The organism is Pectobacterium sp. S5 (genome assembly GCF_051707265.1).
Taxonomy (GTDB): Bacteria; Pseudomonadota; Gammaproteobacteria; order Enterobacterales; family Enterobacteriaceae; genus Pectobacterium; species Pectobacterium polare.
Window position 1 is genome coordinate 139,489 of the sequence record NZ_JAULSZ010000007.1, and the last position, 15,666, is coordinate 155,154.

General features: G+C 53.0%; 13 protein-coding genes and 4 tRNA genes. 1 reads left to right on the top strand and 16 read right to left on the bottom strand.

The window, feature by feature from the left end; genetic code table 11:
• Positions 1-35: 35 nt before the first annotated feature.
• From QWJ20_RS20165 to purB, 3 genes are read right to left on the bottom strand one after another with little or no spacing between them, the layout of a single operon-like run.
• Positions 36-827: an amino acid ABC transporter substrate-binding protein gene (locus tag QWJ20_RS20165; RefSeq protein WP_039486699.1), complete on the bottom strand. Its 792-nt coding sequence runs from the start codon at positions 825-827 to the stop codon at positions 36-38.
• Positions 824-1,366 (bottom strand): GNAT family N-acetyltransferase, encoded by a 543-nt coding sequence (locus tag QWJ20_RS20170; RefSeq protein ID WP_433993329.1) that lies wholly within the window; start codon positions 1,364-1,366, stop codon positions 824-826. Before QWJ20_RS20170 ends, QWJ20_RS20165 begins: the two co-directional genes overlap by 4 nt.
• A 9-nt stretch (positions 1,367-1,375) precedes the next feature.
• Positions 1,376-2,740 carry an adenylosuccinate lyase gene (purB, locus tag QWJ20_RS20175; RefSeq protein ID WP_010294611.1) on the bottom strand — a complete coding sequence of 455 codons (1,365 nt, stop codon included), beginning with the start codon at positions 2,738-2,740 and terminating at the stop codon, positions 1,376-1,378.
• A 247-nt stretch (positions 2,741-2,987) separates the two neighbouring features.
• Here purB and QWJ20_RS20180 point away from each other — a divergent pair, with 247 nt between their 5' ends.
• Positions 2,988-4,295 carry a histidine-type phosphatase gene (locus QWJ20_RS20180; protein ID WP_433993330.1) on the top strand — a complete coding sequence of 436 codons (1,308 nt, stop codon included), beginning with the start codon at positions 2,988-2,990 and terminating at the stop codon, positions 4,293-4,295.
• Between the two features lie 124 nt (positions 4,296-4,419).
• On the opposite strand, the gene QWJ20_RS20185 is transcribed toward QWJ20_RS20180, so the two are convergent.
• The 13 genes from QWJ20_RS20185 to wecC all read right to left on the bottom strand — a co-directional run bounded on the left by QWJ20_RS20185 (position 4,420) and on the right by wecC (position 15,506).
• A tRNA-Pro gene (locus QWJ20_RS20185) sits at positions 4,420-4,496 on the bottom strand.
• A 43-nt stretch (positions 4,497-4,539) separates the two neighbouring features.
• Positions 4,540-4,626: transfer RNA gene (locus QWJ20_RS20190), tRNA-Leu, on the bottom strand.
• A 42-nt stretch (positions 4,627-4,668) separates the two neighbouring features.
• Positions 4,669-4,744 (bottom strand) — tRNA-His (locus QWJ20_RS20195).
• Positions 4,745-4,866: 122 nt separating this feature from the next.
• Positions 4,867-4,943, bottom strand: a tRNA-Arg gene (locus QWJ20_RS20200).
• A gap of 139 nt (positions 4,944-5,082) precedes the next feature.
• Positions 5,083-6,474: a bifunctional threonine/serine APC transporter ThrP gene (gene thrP / locus QWJ20_RS20205; protein ID WP_095700874.1), complete on the bottom strand. Its 1,392-nt coding sequence runs from the start codon at positions 6,472-6,474 to the stop codon at positions 5,083-5,085.
• Positions 6,475-6,780: 306 nt separating this feature from the next.
• Positions 6,781-7,530: a lipopolysaccharide N-acetylmannosaminouronosyltransferase gene (gene wecG, locus QWJ20_RS20210; RefSeq protein ID WP_275244117.1), complete on the bottom strand. Its 750-nt coding sequence runs from the start codon at positions 7,528-7,530 to the stop codon at positions 6,781-6,783.
• Complete coding sequence (gene wzyE, locus QWJ20_RS20215; protein ID WP_039486694.1) at positions 7,527-8,915, bottom strand: ECA oligosaccharide polymerase; 1,389 nt, start codon at positions 8,913-8,915, stop codon at positions 7,527-7,529. The genes wecG and wzyE overlap by 4 nt, the downstream gene beginning before the upstream one ends.
• On the bottom strand, positions 8,912-9,997 hold the full coding sequence (locus QWJ20_RS20220; RefSeq protein WP_433993331.1) for a TDP-N-acetylfucosamine:lipid II N-acetylfucosaminyltransferase: 1,086 nt from the start codon (positions 9,995-9,997) through the stop codon (positions 8,912-8,914). The genes wzyE and QWJ20_RS20220 overlap by 4 nt, the downstream gene beginning before the upstream one ends.
• Entirely contained in the window at positions 9,994-11,244 is a 1,251-nt protein-coding gene (gene wzxE / locus QWJ20_RS20225; RefSeq protein ID WP_433993332.1) for a lipid III flippase WzxE, read from the bottom strand. The genes QWJ20_RS20220 and wzxE overlap by 4 nt, the downstream gene beginning before the upstream one ends.
• Position 11,245: 1 nt before the next feature.
• The gene (gene rffA, locus QWJ20_RS20230; protein WP_039492900.1) at positions 11,246-12,376 is read right to left on the bottom strand and encodes a dTDP-4-amino-4,6-dideoxygalactose transaminase; all 1,131 of its coding nucleotides are present in this window, start codon (positions 12,374-12,376) and stop codon (positions 11,246-11,248) included.
• 4 nt (positions 12,377-12,380) lie between these two features.
• Positions 12,381-13,112, bottom strand: coding sequence for a dTDP-4-amino-4,6-dideoxy-D-galactose acyltransferase (gene wecD / locus QWJ20_RS20235; RefSeq protein WP_433993333.1), 732 nt, complete (start codon positions 13,110-13,112; stop codon positions 12,381-12,383).
• 67 nt (positions 13,113-13,179) lie between these two features.
• Positions 13,180-14,253 carry a dTDP-glucose 4,6-dehydratase gene (rffG, locus tag QWJ20_RS20240; protein WP_193438348.1) on the bottom strand — a complete coding sequence of 358 codons (1,074 nt, stop codon included), beginning with the start codon at positions 14,251-14,253 and terminating at the stop codon, positions 13,180-13,182.
• Positions 14,244-15,506, bottom strand: coding sequence for a UDP-N-acetyl-D-mannosamine dehydrogenase (wecC, locus tag QWJ20_RS20245; RefSeq protein WP_095993105.1), 1,263 nt, complete (start codon positions 15,504-15,506; stop codon positions 14,244-14,246). The genes rffG and wecC overlap by 10 nt, the downstream gene beginning before the upstream one ends.
• Between the last annotated feature and the right edge of the window lie 160 nt (positions 15,507-15,666).

The following is a 15,666-nucleotide window of genomic DNA, read 5'->3' on the forward strand; positions in this document are numbered from 1 at the left end:
GCTACGTAACGGCTCGCCAGAATGACGGCGTGAGGTTATTTAGCCGGTGATACCGTGATGTCTTCACCAAAATATTTTTCGGAGAACGCTTTCAGGCGTCCATCTGCACGCATTTTCGTCAATTCTGCATCGAACTGTTTACGCAATGCATCACCTTTCTCGTCCTTATGGAACGGGAAGCTCACTTCTTCAATCACCAGCGGCTCGCCGACCAGCTTGAACGGCAGGTTACGCTTATTGATTTCTGCCAACAGAATCGGACGTGAATTCACGTAGCCTTCAACGCGTTTAGACAGCGCATCGTTCATCGCGCCATCGCGTGTTTCATAGGTACGAATATTCACGCTGCCGTCGGCAAACGCTTTTTTCAGGTTGTTGACGTGGTTAGAACCCAGAACCCCAGCAACCGTCTTCCCTTTCAGGTCGGCCAGTGTATTAATGTCCGCATTGTCTTTGTGCGTCACAATCTGGCTGCCGTAGAAGCTGTACGGCTGGGCGAAGTTGTATTTTTCCTGACGCGCCGGCGTAATGGCTACCACGTTCGCCACAGTATCCAGTTTTCTCGCTTCCAGTTGCCCCATCAGGCCGCTGAAATCGGCGGTGACCCACTCAACTTTGTAGTTCAGGTCTTTCGCGATAGCTTCCGTGACTTCAACGTCAAACCCGACCAGCTTGTTATCCTGCTTGAAGCCACTTGGATAACTTTGGCCTGTTGAACCCACTTTCAATACTTTTTCCTGTTCAGAGCCGCTCTTCCCAGAATCACAGCCAGCCACAAGAAAGGCGGTCGTCAGCGCCAGAACAGACAACGTTACTTTTTTCATCATTTTACTGCCTCTCTTTTTAATTTTTTATCTTTCCACTGGTCATACAATTGGTTATCAAGGATTTTTTCCATCCAGATTGTCAGGTGTCCTTTTCCCAGATTCGTCTGCCCGACTTCCTTGAAACCATAATTTCTGTACATCTCAATCAGCCACGGATGGTTTTGCGCGGTACCAAGCGACACGGCAGGCGCTTTGAGCTGGTTAATCAGAATTTCTTCCTCTAGCCAGCTCATCATTTGCTTACCCAGCCCCTGTTTTTTATAGCCAGGGTGCGTCGCAAACCAGCCCAGATGAGGTAGACCGAACGGGCCCGGCTCCGGCCCCCACGGATAGCGGATGGTAAATGACGACACCATCTCACCGTCTTTTTCCATCACATAAACGCCGTGTGAGGCAATATGCGTACGCACCATGTCGATATCCGCATGGGCGGCGGAAAAGTTGATACCCAGTTGGCGAATCGGCTCAAATGCCGCTAGCGCCAGTCCCAGATAGGTTTCATCGTCCGCAAGCGTAGCCTGACGAAATACGATACTCATGATGTCACCTTATGCTGGCAGAAGGCCGGAGTTATCCGCATAGCGAATCACGTCATCAACTTTCTGCGGCGCACTGCCAACGTAGTTAGCTGGATTCAGCCACTCGTCCAGATCGGCGGCGGTCACCTGTTCAGAAAGCACCGGGTGAGCCAACAGTACCGATTTAAAGGACTGATTCTGCTCAAATGCCTGCATTGAGCATTCGTAAACCAGATGGTGAGCAGTCTGCTTGCCGAGACGTTTACCAATCTCAAACATCACTTTCTCAGACAGCAGCAGGCCATTTTGCAGATCGAGGTTCGCCAGCATCTGCTTCTCGTTGACGGACATGCCACGCAGGATGCCAAGCGCGTTCTGAAGCTGAGCAGACAGATAGATATTGATTTCCGGCAGCGCAATCCATTCCGCACGCCAGCTCATCGCATCACGCTCATGCTCAACTTTCATAGATTCATGAATCAGCGCAGCGCTTTTGAACAGCGGAGCCGTCAGGCTCGCCAACCCTTCCAACGCGGCAGGATTGCGTTTATGCGGCATCGTCGTAGAACCGATTTTCCCTTCAGAGAACGGCTCTTCGATTTCGTTAATCTCGGTGCGCATCAGGTTGTACAGCTCATTACCGATTTTGCCCAGCGTACCGCTGATCAGAACCGTAACGGATGCATATTCGGAGAAGCGATCGCGGGCAGACTGCCAGCCGATATTCGGCGTATTCAGCCCCAGCTTATCCAGCGTCAGACGCTCGATTTCCGGCCCTTTCTCGCCAAAAGAGGCATAGGTGCAGATGGCACCGTTGATGTTGCCGACTAGAACACGTTCTTTGATTTCACCCAGACGTTCGAGGTGACGGATAAACTCATCCAGCCAGACGGCCAGCTTGAAGCCAAACGTGGTGGGCAGCGCCTGCATACCGTGGGTACGACCGGCCATCAGCGTATGCTGGTGTTTCTTTGCCAGACGTTTCAGTTCAACGGCCAGCAGTTGTGTATCTCTGACGACAATATCAAAAGATTGTTTCAGCTGTAACACTGTCGCCGTATCAACGATGTCCTGCGTGGTCACGCCGTAGTGAATAAACTCACCCGCGGCACCGCACTGTTTCTGAATCGCGGCAATCGTCGGCATCAGAGAGTGCTTCATGCGCGCGGCATCTTTTGCAATCTCTTCAACGTTAAGCGCGCTTGCGTCAGCGTTTTCTGCAATGGTTTTTGCCGCATCCAGCGGAATGACACCCAGTTCACCCTCGGCAAGCGCCAGGGCGACTTCTACTTCGACCTGTTTAGTCAGTCGGTTATGCTCGGACCAGACGCCGCGCATTTCAGGCGTGCCAAAATTATTCCCTATAAGAAGAAAATCAATAAGATGTGATGCCATAGTTAACTCGTTAGTGTTGGATTTATCAGGCGGGATTTATATCGTCTTTTTAATTTTTAAAAATATAACATGCGGAAATTATGCGCTTTATACCTTTGGGATCTATCTTAGATCAAAAAGTTTGATTGCAAACTATGCATGTAGAAATGTTCGCTAACACTCTCCCTTCTGCTGGAAAACCCATTTGTCACTTTCCTCTTCCTACAATGAAACTCCTTATCCGTATGACCGCTGCCGAAGGATTATCATGCTTTCCCACACGACATTACGTACTCCCCGTAGCTTATTGATTACCATGATCATTATTTCAGCCTTTTCTACTCAGGCTCAGGCGCAGGATCGCTATCTTCTGGAAAAGGTGGTTGAAGTCAGCCGTCATGGCGTACGTCCTCCAACAGAATCTAACACGACCGCACTGGAATCCGGCACGGCACGACAGTGGCCTCAGTGGGTCACGCGGGAAGGTGAGTTAACCGGACATGGCTATGCCGCCACCGTATTAAAAGGCCGCTACGAGGGTGAGTATTATCGCCAACAGCATCTGTTCGCGTCAGGTTGCCCGACGGAACAGCAGATTTATGTGCTCGCGAGTCCGCTACAACGCACTCGCGCAACCGCCCAAGCCTACATGGATGGCATGTTTCCGGGCTGCGGCGTTGCGACGCATGCCGTTGAGGATGAAAAGCAGGATCCGCTGTTCCACGGGGATAAGATGGGCATTGGCACGCTTGACCCCGAACGGGCAAAGGCTGCGGTGCTGGAAGCCATGGGCGGTGATTTGAATATCGCCTATGAGCGTCTTAAGCCCAGCATAGAGCTGTTGAAGCAGGTCGTATGCGAAGCGGATAAGCCGTGCCCGGTGTTTGATAAACCGTGGGCGCTAAAACAGGATAAAGACGGTTCGACTTCTATCAGCGGCCTGAATACGCTGGCGAATATGAGCGAGGTTTTCCTGCTGGAGTACAGCGAGAATCTGCCGCAGGCACAGGTCGCTTTTGGTCACGTCAGCAACACACAGGATCTCATCCCGTTGATGGCCCCGATGACCGCTAAATACGACTTCACCAATGATGTTCCCTATATCGCACAGCGCGGCGGTTCGCTATTCATGCAGCAAATCGCACAGGCTCTGGCGCAAGGGACGCAGGAAGCGCAGGACACATCACAAGGTGAGCCACCAGCCGTCCCTTACTTGCTGTATGTCGCTCACGACACCAATATCGCCTATCTACGCACGCTATTGCAGTTTCATTGGCAGCTACCCGGCGATACCGCGGATAATATTCCGCCCGCAGGCAGTCTGGTATTCGAACGCTGGCGTGATACCACCACTCAGCAGCGTTTCTTACGTATCTATTTCCAGACGCAGTCGCTGGATCAAATCCGTTCACTGACGCCGCTTGACGATCGGCAGCCGTTACTGAAAGAGGAATTGACCTCTCAGGGCTGCCAGCAGACGGAAAAAGGCACGCTGTGTCCTTTTGATATCGCACTGAAATCAATGCGAGAAAGTATCGATAGCAGCGCGCTGGCACCCGTGCATTACGCGCCGTAACACGCGATATCGCAGAGAACAACAACGTCTTGTCGGGTTAATAAATCCGACAAGGCTTTCGCCAGAGAAGGAAAAATACAAACGAAAAAAAAAGCACATCTTTCGATGTGCTTTTCTTTTTAATTGGTCGGCGAGAGAGGATTCGAACCTCCGACCCACTGGTCCCAAACCAGTTGCGCTACCAAGCTGCGCTACTCGCCGAATGTACTGCTTTTTTTGAACATCACTGATGTTCTTGTTTGTGTGGTGCGAAGAGAGGGACTTGAACCCTCACGTCCGTAAGAACACTAACACCTGAAGCTAGCGCGTCTACCAATTCCGCCACCTTCGCATAACTCACAAACAGTCAATCAACTACTCTAGTTGCAAAATCTGGGGTGGCTAATGGGACTCGAACCCACGACAACTGGAATCACAATCCAGGGCTCTACCAACTGAGCTATAGCCACCATCACCACACTTTACATCAACTACTTATTACGCGGTACTTCCTTTTCACGGGATACTTTCTTTACGAAAAAAAGTGTACCACCGCAGCTCTTGCACACAACATACTTCATACAGAATATAATGGTGCGCCCGACAGGATTCGAACCTGAGACCTCTGCCTCCGGAGGGCAGCGCTCTATCCAGCTGAGCTACGGGCGCTTAGCGCCGTTGCGGGGCGGGATATTACGGGCTTAGCGACTGGCTGTCTAGTGCTTTTTTATCGAAATGATGCGTTTGATTATGATTTGCTCATTCCAAGCTAAATAACACACAGTTCCGCCCTTCCCGCCCCCAAATACTAAGATTTACCCTCTGTCAGCGACGTTTTTTTGCCCAATCCCAACGCGAAATAACACAGGCTAACCACGGCTAAAAAGGCGACACCGACCAATAAAGACATCCGCGTATCGATATTGATGTACATTCCCACCAGCACACACAGCAAAAATGCCATCGTCAGGTAGTTTACCCACGGGAACAACACCGATTTAAACGGATGTGTGGCCAGCGCAGCACGATGCTGTTCACGAAAACGCAACTGGCTGATTAACACCACAAACCACGGCACCATACCCGGCAGCACGCTGGCGCTATAAACATACACAAACACTTTTTCTGGGTTAGGAATGATGTAGTTCAACACCGAGCCAGCCATCAGGCAAAGAATAGAAATCATGACGCCTGCCGCAGGTACGCCGCTGGCCGTCACTTTACCTAACCAGGCAGGAAGCTGGCGGTTGTTGGCAAGCGAATACAGCATACGTCCACAGCTATACATGCCACTGTTGCAGCCGGACAGCGCGGCAGTCAGCACCACAAAGTTGATGATCCCTGCCGCTGCGGTGATACCAATCTTCGCAAATGTCATCACAAACGGACTGCCGGACGTGCCGATTTCATTCCAGGGGAAAATCGTGACGATAACGAAGATCGCGCCCACATAGAAAATCAGGATGCGCCACAGAATGTTGTTGATCGCGCGCTTCAGCGTCACCTGCGGATTTTTCGCCTCGCCCGCCGTAATGCCGACCAGCTCCACGCCCTGATAAGACGCCACCACCAGACAGAGTGCGAACAGCAGACCTTTCCAGCCTCCCGCGAGGAAACCACCGTGTTCGGTCAGGTTACTGAATCCGGTCGCCTGACCGTGGTTACCAAAGCCGAAGAAGATAATGCCGACACCGACGACGATCATCACGACGATAGTGGTAATTTTTATCATCGCGAACCAGAATTCGATTTCGCCATAAAGTCTTACCGCAGCAAGGTTTGCGCCCGCGACCAGCGCAACAGCGGCAATAGCCGGTAACCATTGCGGCAAATCGGGGAACCAATACTGGACATACACACCAATGGCGGTAATTTCCGAAATCCCGACCGCCATCCACATAAACCAGTAGCCCCATGCAGTGAGATAACCGAAAAAGGGACTCATGTATTTATGCGCGTAGACGGCAAAGGATCCCGCAACCGGCTCTAGAAACAGCATTTCGCCCATTGAACGCATGATGAAGAAAACGAAGATCCCAGCGACAATATAGGCCAGCAATACTGACGGCCCTGCCCACTTCAGCGCGCTAGCCGCGCCCATAAACAGCCCGACGCCGATCGTGCCACCCAGCGCAATCAGCTCAATATGCCGGGCTTCCAACCCCCGATGGAGTTTTTCCTGCTTTACATCTTCTGCCATATATCCTCTGTCTTTATGTTGTGCTTATCCCGGCTGCTGCCGGTTATTGTTCTTATTTCAGAAATACTGCCGACTACCGATGAGGAAGAACGTACCCTTGCCCCAAATTAGCGGCATGAAAATACCGTAATGTGGGTTTGAATAACACATCAGGGATGACGAATACGCCAAAGATAGAATTCTGTATTTCTGATTGGCTGGCAAACAGACAATTAAAATCGAATAGGAATAAGAAGTCAGATTTATATACTGCAGGGAAAGATAACGGAGAAAAGTTGGCGCGTTTAACGCGCCAATTCAATGAAGCTACAGACGACCGCTGTAGTGATAGGCGACATATTTCAACAGCTTAAACTGCCGAAAAATACGGCTCGGCTGGGACAGCAAACGATACAGCCATTCCAAACCTAAGTTTTGCCACACGAGCGGGGCGCGCTTCACATGTCCGGTAAAGACGTCATACGTTCCCCCAACGCCCATATACAGCGCATCGGGATAGTGGTGACGACAGTCGCGCATCAGAATTTCCTGTCGTGGCGAGCCCATCGCGACGGTAACAATCTGCGCGCCGCTGGCGCGGATACGTTCGAACAGGGCATCGCGCTGCTCTGGCGTAAAATAGCCATCCTGACTGCCGACAATATTCACGTTCCACTGCGCCCGCAGCTTCGCTTCCGTTTGTGCCAGCACGTCAGGTTTGCCGCCCACCAGAAAAACCGGCGTTCCCTCCTCGCCCGCTCGTTCCATTAGCGCTTCCCACAGGTCAGCCCCCGCAACTCGCGTGACATCAGCCTGCGGGTATTTGCGTCGAATGGAGCGCACGATGCTGATGCCGTCCGCATACTTGTACTCTGCGCGATCGAGCAACGCCCGCAGCGCCACGTCTTTTTCCGCCGTTAGCACTTTCTCTGCGTTAATCGCGACGAGCGTGCCCGTTTCAACCCGCTCGCTCGCAAACAGGTAATCAACAAACTGCGCCATATTGCGAAAACCGTGAATAGGCAAACCACGAATGGTATACAGAGGAATGGTCTCTGTGGTTTTTAACGCTGTCATACCTGCTCCTTTATCACAGGATCCACGGTGTTGGGTGTCGGCGCGAGCGGCGTGGCACGCATACGCATCAGACGCTGCCGGATGAGTCCGGCGCTTTCCAGCAGCCAATAGAGCAGTTTGGCAACCAGCAGACACAGACCAAATACCAGACAGAAAAACACCACACGTGAAACAAAAGAATCGACGCCTTCACGCGTCAGCACAATAATATTGAACACCGCCCCGAAACAGAACGCCTGCAAAATAGCGGATTTATAGCGATTGCTGTCGTTCTTCCCTAACTCGTACACCCAGTCGAACCATTTGATAACCAGCCCTACCGCAATCGCGCCGAGCGGGATAAACAGCACGCCGCCCATCACCACCAGCGAGCCCAACAGCGTGGGGGAAATCGCCAGTCCAGAGCGATTATTCAACACTTCCCAGGTGAAATAGTTCGCACTGTTTAACACCAGATTCGGACGATCCGGCCATAGCCAGGAAGGAATAAAGACGTAGAAATCACGGGCAATCGGTGCCAGCCCCTGGAATTCAATCTTGTCGTAGTTCTGCCACAGCAGCGCCAGATTTTCCCAAGGCGAGAAGGTGTCACGGGTTAAATAGAGGAACGTATAAAAGGCGTAATCACCGCTGACATCCAGCCCATAACGCTTCAGCGCCAGCCAGAACATCCCGACAATCCCGAACGCACCAGCCGCAACCAGCATCCAGAGCGTAATCCAGCCGCGCACAATGCCAATAAACAGAAATAGAGCGAAGGCGATAATCACATTCGCGCGTGTTCCGCCCACAATCACATACGTCAGCATCCCAAACGCGACCGTTCCGATGAGGAACATTATCCACGCACGCTGCGTCTGCCGCAGGAAATACACCACCAGCATCGCCGGAATGAAGAAGTAGAAGAAGCGTTTCAACGCGACGCCGGACACATCGCTGGAGAATATCTGGCTGTAAGAATTTAGCTTAAACAACAAGAAGCCATTGTTGAGGAAGAAAATACCGACGGTGGCGACCGCAATCAACGCCAGCAGCAGCCAGGTCAGATTGGCTTCAACCCGGTTCACCGTCAGGAGTGGCTTACGCGGCGCGGAAGCTTTCTGGCGTAACCGCGTCTTATAGCTGACGTAATAGATTGCATAGAACGCCGTTGCAGACAGCATCGCCTGAAGCAGGAACTGGACGGGAACCACTTCAACGCCAAAGCGGAATACCAGTACGCAGGTAAACGGAAAACCAAAATAGAACGTTAATAAATAGAGCAGGGAAAACAGCACGTTAAAATTAAAACGCACCCGCCGAAACTCCATCCAGGTCAGACTCAGGATAAAGATGACTGAAATCAGGTAGACGGCAAACAGCCCACCAAATTGCCCCAGCGTCATGTTGGTTCTCCCGCCGCCAACGCCAGCACATCGCGCCAGCCTTGCAGATAATTGGGATTAAAGAACGCAATCTGGTGCTTATCGACTGATGCCAATTGGCGCTGCGCTTCACGCACCAGCGCTTCATCCAACTCGTCACCGTAAAACAGCACGGGCAGCCCTTGTTCCGTCAGATCCTGCCAGAACGGATTTTGTCGGCTGATCACAAACGGCACGCCAAACTGAATCAGCAGACATAACGTCCCGATTCCCTGCTGGCGATCGAAAATAAAATAGCCCAAATCGCAGGTGCGCAGCATGTTGAGATAATCATCAAATGCCAGTTGGTCTTTTAGCAGTTGGAAATTTTTCACGCCAAACAGCGCCAAACCGTCCTTTTCCACCTGCGCGATGTAGGACCCGTTATTCGCAGGGTAGCCCATCGGCACAATGACCCGCACATTTTTCCCGAACTGCTTGTGAATCGCCCGCAGCGCTTCCTGATGGCGATTAGTGCGATCACCAGAATTGCCGACCAGAATCGTCATCGGCCCTGCCAGCGGTTTATCCACTTGTATGCCCGTTAGCGCCGGATTCATTCGCGTTGGGAAGTACAGCAATGACGTCGGCACGCGAGGTGAACGCTGCTGATACCACGCCAGATCGCCACGCGTGGCAAACACGTGTCCGACACGCTTTTGCGCCATACGCCGCAGCAGATAAAACAGGCGATACTTCAGGCTACTCGCCTCTTCATACAAATCCGCGCCCCAAACGTGCCAGTAAACCTGCTCGGATTTGATTTTTCCGCTCAGCAACGCCAGCCACAGCGTGGGATTAAACTGCCCATGCAGGAAAAAGCGCATCTTGCGGTTCGCTTTGGCTCTGGCGATGACTGCCTCAGCCAGCGTTTTCTTATCCACGCAGGTTTCGATACGCAGCGCGGGGAAGTCCGCCGATGAAATGCCGTCGTGAGAAGCCACGATAAAATGCCGAATCTGCTGTTCGGGGAGTTCCGTCGCCAGTACGTCGTTAAAAAAACGTAAAACGGTCTGGTTATGATGCGGGATGTCAGATCCCAATACATGAATCAGTGTCGTCATGCTCGCCTACGGTAAATAATGAATACGCAACAACAAAGCAAAAAATAGACCAGGTAGGTTGCCATATAGGCCTGCGCCGCACCTTGTGCGCCATAAAGCGGAATCAGCCAGTGGGAAAACCCGGTCAGCAGGAGAAACTGGCTCACTTCCGTGAGCAGATAAAAGCGCAGCGCCGCTTTCGCAATGACCAGATAGCCAAAGACGTAAGCGCCCACTTTCATTACATCGCCTACCAATTGCCAAACGAAGAGATCTCGCATTGCCGTGAACTCGCTGGAGAACAGCAGCCAGATGGCAAAATCTCGCAGCAGCCACACACAAAAGCTGACGCCTGCCACGACGGGCAGCACAAACTTCAGCGAGCGGACAATCTCCTGCGATAGCGCGACTTTATCCGTCAGACGCGAGAGCGTCGGCAACAGATACACGGTAAAGGAGGCGGTAATGAATTGCAGGTAAGCATCGGAAATACTGCTGACGCCCTGCCAAATGCCCACTTCATCCCAGCTGTAATGTGCCGCCAGCAGGTTACGCATCATGATGTACGCAACGGGCAGCGTCACCGCGGTCATCAACGCCATCAGCGTAAATTTGCCCAACTGCCCGGCAATCACGCGATCCCACGCGGGTTTTAGCGATGTCAGCGACAGCGGAGTACGCCGATATAGCATGATGCCTGCTGGAATCACCAGCAGCGCGGGCACCAGCGCCAGCCCTGCCAGTGCGCCAACATAGCCGCCCAGTTGCAGGCAGAGCCAAAAGGCCGCCAGCCCGATCAAGCTGCCGCCGATCACAGCCAGCGCGTTGCCTATCGCATCCCGATAGCCCTTGAGAATCGCCAGAAACAGATTGGCATAGGCGATACCCATTTGGATAAACGCCAGCGCACGCACTACGTCGCGATAGTCATCATGCCCAAACAGCAGAGTGGCGATAGGCGTTGCCGCGGAAAGAAAGAGAATCGCCAGCAGCGTGGAGAACCCCAGCACCAGCGTGACTGACGTACCGAGCAGCGGCCTGAGCCGTTCCGGCTGTTGCTGGTACTCCGCCACATATTTAGTGACGCCGTTGAAGATCCCCGCACCAGCTAACACGCCTAGAACCGTAATAAGCTGACGGAAATTCCCTGCCATCCCCACACCGCTAGGGCCAAAAGCGACCGCCAGCAGTTTGACGACAACCAGCCCCGCGCCGATTTTTATCAGCGTGGAGCCTGCCGTCCATATCGATGCTTTCGCCAACGACATATCAGGAGAAGAAGCTCAGAATGGTATTAATCACCGTCCGCTGATTGACGTCTGACAGGTTGTAGAACAGCGGTAAACGCACCAGCCGCTCGCTTTCCTGCGTGGTGTAGCGGTCTTCACCGGAGAAACGACCGAAGTTCAGACCAGCCGGGCAACTGTGCAGCGGGATATAATGAAAGACCGTCATGATTTCGGCTTCTTTCATGTAATTGATAAACGCACTGCGGTCGTCCTGATCGCGCAGTTTGATATAAAACATGTGCGCGTTATGAATCCCATTGGCAGGCACGGTCGGCAGGGTAATACGCCCGGCATCGGCCAGCGATTTGAATGCCGCGTAGTAGTTCTGCCACAGTTTCAGGCGACGCTCGTTGATCGGCCGTGCCGCTTCCAACTGTCCCCAAAGATAGGCAGCCTGAATATCCGCCATCAGGTAGCTTGAACCGATATCACGCCAGGTGTATTTGTCCACCTGCCCACGGAAGAACTGGCTGCGGTTGGTGCCTTTTTCACGGATGATTTCCGCACGCTCCACCAGCCTTGCGTCATTAATCAGCGTGGCTCCGCCCTCACCGCCCGAGGTGTAGTTCTTGGTTTCGTGAAAACTGAAGCAGCCAATATGGCCGATAGAGCCCAGAACGCGGCCTTTGTAGCTCGACATCACGCCCTGCGCGGCATCTTCCACGACATATAAATCGTATTTCTTCGCCAGAGCCATAATCGCGTCCATCTCGCAGGCCACGCCCGCGTAGTGAACCGGCACGATAATGCGCGTCTTTTCCGTAATGGCGGCTTCGATCTTCGTTTCGTCAATGTTCATGGTATCCGGGCGGATATCGACAAACACGATCTTCGCACCGCGCAGCACAAAGGCGTTGGCGGTAGAAACGAAGGTATAGCTCGGCATGATCACTTCATCGCCGGGCTTAACGTCCAGCAATATCGCAGCCATTTCCAGCGAAGCGGTGCAGGAAGGCGTGAGCAGGACTTTTTTGCTACCGGAATAATGTTCCAGCCATTGCTGACAACGACGGGTAAAGCCACCATCGCCGCACAATTTGCCGCTGCTCATGGCAGCCTGCATATAATCCAGTTCCGTACCGACAATCGGTGGCGCGTTAAATGGAATCATGTGATCACCTGTATAACCAATACGCCGTGCTCTCAATCATGGCACCACGGCGAAGATAAAGACGAAGCGCCGCCACGTTGCTAACCTGTGTCGCGACCCGAAGACATATCAACTCTTGCTGTCGGCACCACGCTTCCGCCAGCGCCATCAGCTGTGAACCGATGCCACGTACCGTAACGCCCGGCCAAACGCCCAGCAGCCCGATACGGGCATCCGCGTCATTCACTCTGCGTAACGTGACCCATCCTTGTGGGTTGCCAGCGGCATCTTCCACCAGCAAACAGCAGTGGTCGAACGTACCGCGCACGGCATTTTCAATCCACTGCGCATAGAAACGCCCGCTATCTTCCGGTTGATACCACGGAGAACGGAAACGGCTCAGCGCAAAAACACGTGACGCCGCGTCTCTCAGTGCAGGGATATCGTCGAGTGTGGCTTCGCGCCAGCGCGGTAGCGGCGTAACAACCGTAGTCCGTTGCAGCGGCAGACTGAGATCGACCTCGCCCTCCACCAATCGAAACCCAAGATCGGCAAGCGCATCTGCCAGCACCAGATTGTCCGCTGCGATTTTAGCCTGCGTCAGCGTAAATGCGTTCAGCGCATCGAGCGTCAACACAGGCGCAGATGGCGAAAAGTTCAGCTTACCGCTGTCAATCTGGAAGAATTCACTCTCCCAGCCCAGCGGTTCAACCGTGGCGCGAATCTCTCCCTTTCCAATTGATATCGGATGGTTCATCGTTTCGCTCCTTTCTTTTCCGCCATCTGGTTTTCCAACTTCCGGTTTGCCAACGTCTGGCACGGGTTTAGTCGTTCAACCCTAAACGCTCGCCGGTATAAGAACCATCCTGCACGCTGCGCCACCATTTTTCGTTATTCAGATACCAGCTGACGGTTTTTCTCATGCCCGTCTCAAACGTTTCTTCTGGACGCCAGCCCAGCTCACGTTCAATTTTCCCGGCATCGATCGCGTAACGCATGTCGTGACCTGGGCGGTCTTTCACGTAGGTGATGAGATCGCGGTAATGCGCTACGCCAGCAGGCTTATTCGGCGCCAGCTCTTCCAGCAGTGCACAAATGGTCTGCACGACTTCAATGTTTTTGCGCTCGTTGTGACCACCGATGTTGTACGTTTCGCCGATTTCGCCTTCCGTCACCACTTTGTACAGTGCGCGAGCGTGGTCTTCGACAAACAGCCAGTCACGGATTTGCGCACCGTCACCGTAAACCGGTAACGGTTTGCCCGCGACCGCATTCAGGATTACCAGCGGAATCAGCTTCTCTGGGAAATGGTAAGGACCGTAGTTATTCGAGCAGTTGGTAATAACCGTCGGGAACCCGTAGGTGCGCAGCCAGGCGCGAACAAGGTGGTCGCTGGAGGCTTTCGATGCGGAATAAGGGCTGCTTGGCGCATAAGGCGTGGTTTCTGTAAACAGATCGTCCGTCCCGTGCAGGTCACCAAACACTTCATCGGTAGAGATATGGTGAAAACGGAACGCACGCTTGTCCGCATCAGCTAAGTTCTGCCAATAGTGACGTGCCGCTTCCAGCATTGTATAGGTGCCGACAATATTGGTTTCGATAAATGCTGCCGGGCCATCGATAGAGCGATCGACGTGGCTTTCTGCCGCCAAGTGCATCACCAGCGCAGGCTGGTAAGCCGTAAAGACACGGTCCAGTTCAGCACGATCGCAGATATCAACCTGCTCGAACGCGAAGCGTGAGCTATCAGCGACGGGTGCCAGCGAAGACAGGTTGCCCGCATAAGTCAGTTTATCGACAACAACAACGCTGTCCTGCGTTTCCGTCAGAATGTGTCTGACCAACGCCGAACCAATAAACCCTGCGCCACCGGTAATTAAAATACGTTTCAACGCCATACTCCTTTGGTATCAATAACCCACTGTTGTTTTACATCATCTGGGTTAATCGCTTTAAACTGACGGTGATCGACCAGCATGACCAGCACATCGGCTTCTTTTAATGCACTGCTGGTATCGACCAGTTTTACCTGTCCGGCCAACACGGACGGCAGGTGTTTAACATTCGGTTCGACGGCTAACGTCACGCCGGTGTTCCACTGTGCAATCATGGACGTAATCCCTACCGCTGGGCTTTCACGCAGATCGTCAATATCAGGCTTGAACGCCAGCCCAAAGCAAGCCACTGTGACTTCGCTGGCACGTTTATCCGTTTGCGCCAGATAATCCGCCACGGCCGCTTTTACGCGATCCACCACCCAGAGCGGCTTGCCATCATTCACCAGCCTCGCGGTATGAATTAACCGAGCCTGCTGCGGATTCTGCGCCACGATAAACCAAGGGTCGACCGCAATACAGTGCCCGCCGACGCCAGGGCCGGGTTGCAGGATATTGACGCGGGGATGGCGGTTTGCCAATCGGATAAGTTCCCATACGTTAATGTTTTGTTCGGCACAAATCAGCGAGAGCTCATTGGCGAACGCAATATTGACGTCGCGGAAGCTGTTTTCCGTCAGCTTGCACATTTCGGCGGTGCGAGAGTTAGTAACCACACACTCACCTTCGAGGAAGATTTTGTACAGTTCGCTCGCACGAGCAGAGCACACTGGGGTCATGCCGCCAATGACGCGATCGTTTTTAATCAGCTCGACCACGACCTGCCCCGGCAGCACACGTTCAGGACAATAGGCAATGTTGATATCCGCCGTTTCTCCAACCTGCTGCGGAAACGTCAAATCCGCGCGCGCATCGGCCAGCCACTCGGCCATTTGCTCGGTTGCACCCACGGGGGATGTCGATTCTAAAATCACCAGATCGCCTTTCTTCAGCACGGGCGCGATGGACGCCGCAGCCGCCTGAACGTAGGCCAGATCCGGTTCGTGATCGCCTTTGAAGGGGGTAGGAACGGCGATCAGGAAAGCATCGGCTGGCACAGGCTTTGTCAGCGCCTGGAGGTAACCATTTTCCACTGCCACTTTGACCAACGCATCCAGATCGGGCTCGACGATATGGATTTCGCCGCGATTGATGGTTTCGACCGCCAGTTTGTTCACATCGATACCGATGACTTTTTTCTGGCGCGACGCAAACGCCGCGGCGGTGGGTAAACCGATGTAGCCTAAACCGATTACGGAAATGGTAGTAAAGCTCATAGTGTCACCATAATTATTTCTCGGATACTGATAGATGCATTGAGCGGTGATAATGGATAGATCGTAAAGACGCTGTGAATACATCCCTGTACGCTCGGCTTGCGCCATCCTTGGCGCAAACGCTTTACTCTTCTATTCCATTATCACCGTTTGCATTCTG

Coding starts and splice junctions, on each gene's coding strand:
- purB (WP_010294611.1), bottom strand. CDS start 2,740: ATGGCATCACATCTTATTGATTTTCTTCTTATAGGGAATAATTTTGGC.
- wecC (WP_095993105.1), bottom strand. CDS start 15,506: ATGAGCTTTACTACCATTTCCGTAATCGGTTTAGGCTACATCGGTTTA.
- QWJ20_RS20220 (WP_433993331.1), bottom strand. CDS start 9,997: ATGACGACACTGATTCATGTATTGGGATCTGACATCCCGCATCATAAC.
- QWJ20_RS20180 (WP_433993330.1), top strand. CDS start 2,988: ATGCTTTCCCACACGACATTACGTACTCCCCGTAGCTTATTGATTACC.
- rffG (WP_193438348.1), bottom strand. CDS start 14,253: ATGGCGTTGAAACGTATTTTAATTACCGGTGGCGCAGGGTTTATTGGT.
- wecG (WP_275244117.1), bottom strand. CDS start 7,530: ATGACAGCGTTAAAAACCACAGAGACCATTCCTCTGTATACCATTCGT.
- rffA (WP_039492900.1), bottom strand. CDS start 12,376: ATGATTCCATTTAACGCGCCACCGATTGTCGGTACGGAACTGGATTAT.
- wzyE (WP_039486694.1), bottom strand. CDS start 8,915: ATGACGCTGGGGCAATTTGGTGGGCTGTTTGCCGTCTACCTGATTTCA.
- wecD (WP_433993333.1), bottom strand. CDS start 13,112: ATGAACCATCCGATATCAATTGGAAAGGGAGAGATTCGCGCCACGGTT.
- QWJ20_RS20170 (WP_433993329.1), bottom strand. CDS start 1,366: ATGAGTATCGTATTTCGTCAGGCTACGCTTGCGGACGATGAAACCTAT.
- thrP (WP_095700874.1), bottom strand. CDS start 6,474: ATGGCAGAAGATGTAAAGCAGGAAAAACTCCATCGGGGGTTGGAAGCC.
- wzxE (WP_433993332.1), bottom strand. CDS start 11,244: ATGTCGTTGGCGAAAGCATCGATATGGACGGCAGGCTCCACGCTGATA.
- QWJ20_RS20165 (WP_039486699.1), bottom strand. CDS start 827: ATGATGAAAAAAGTAACGTTGTCTGTTCTGGCGCTGACGACCGCCTTT.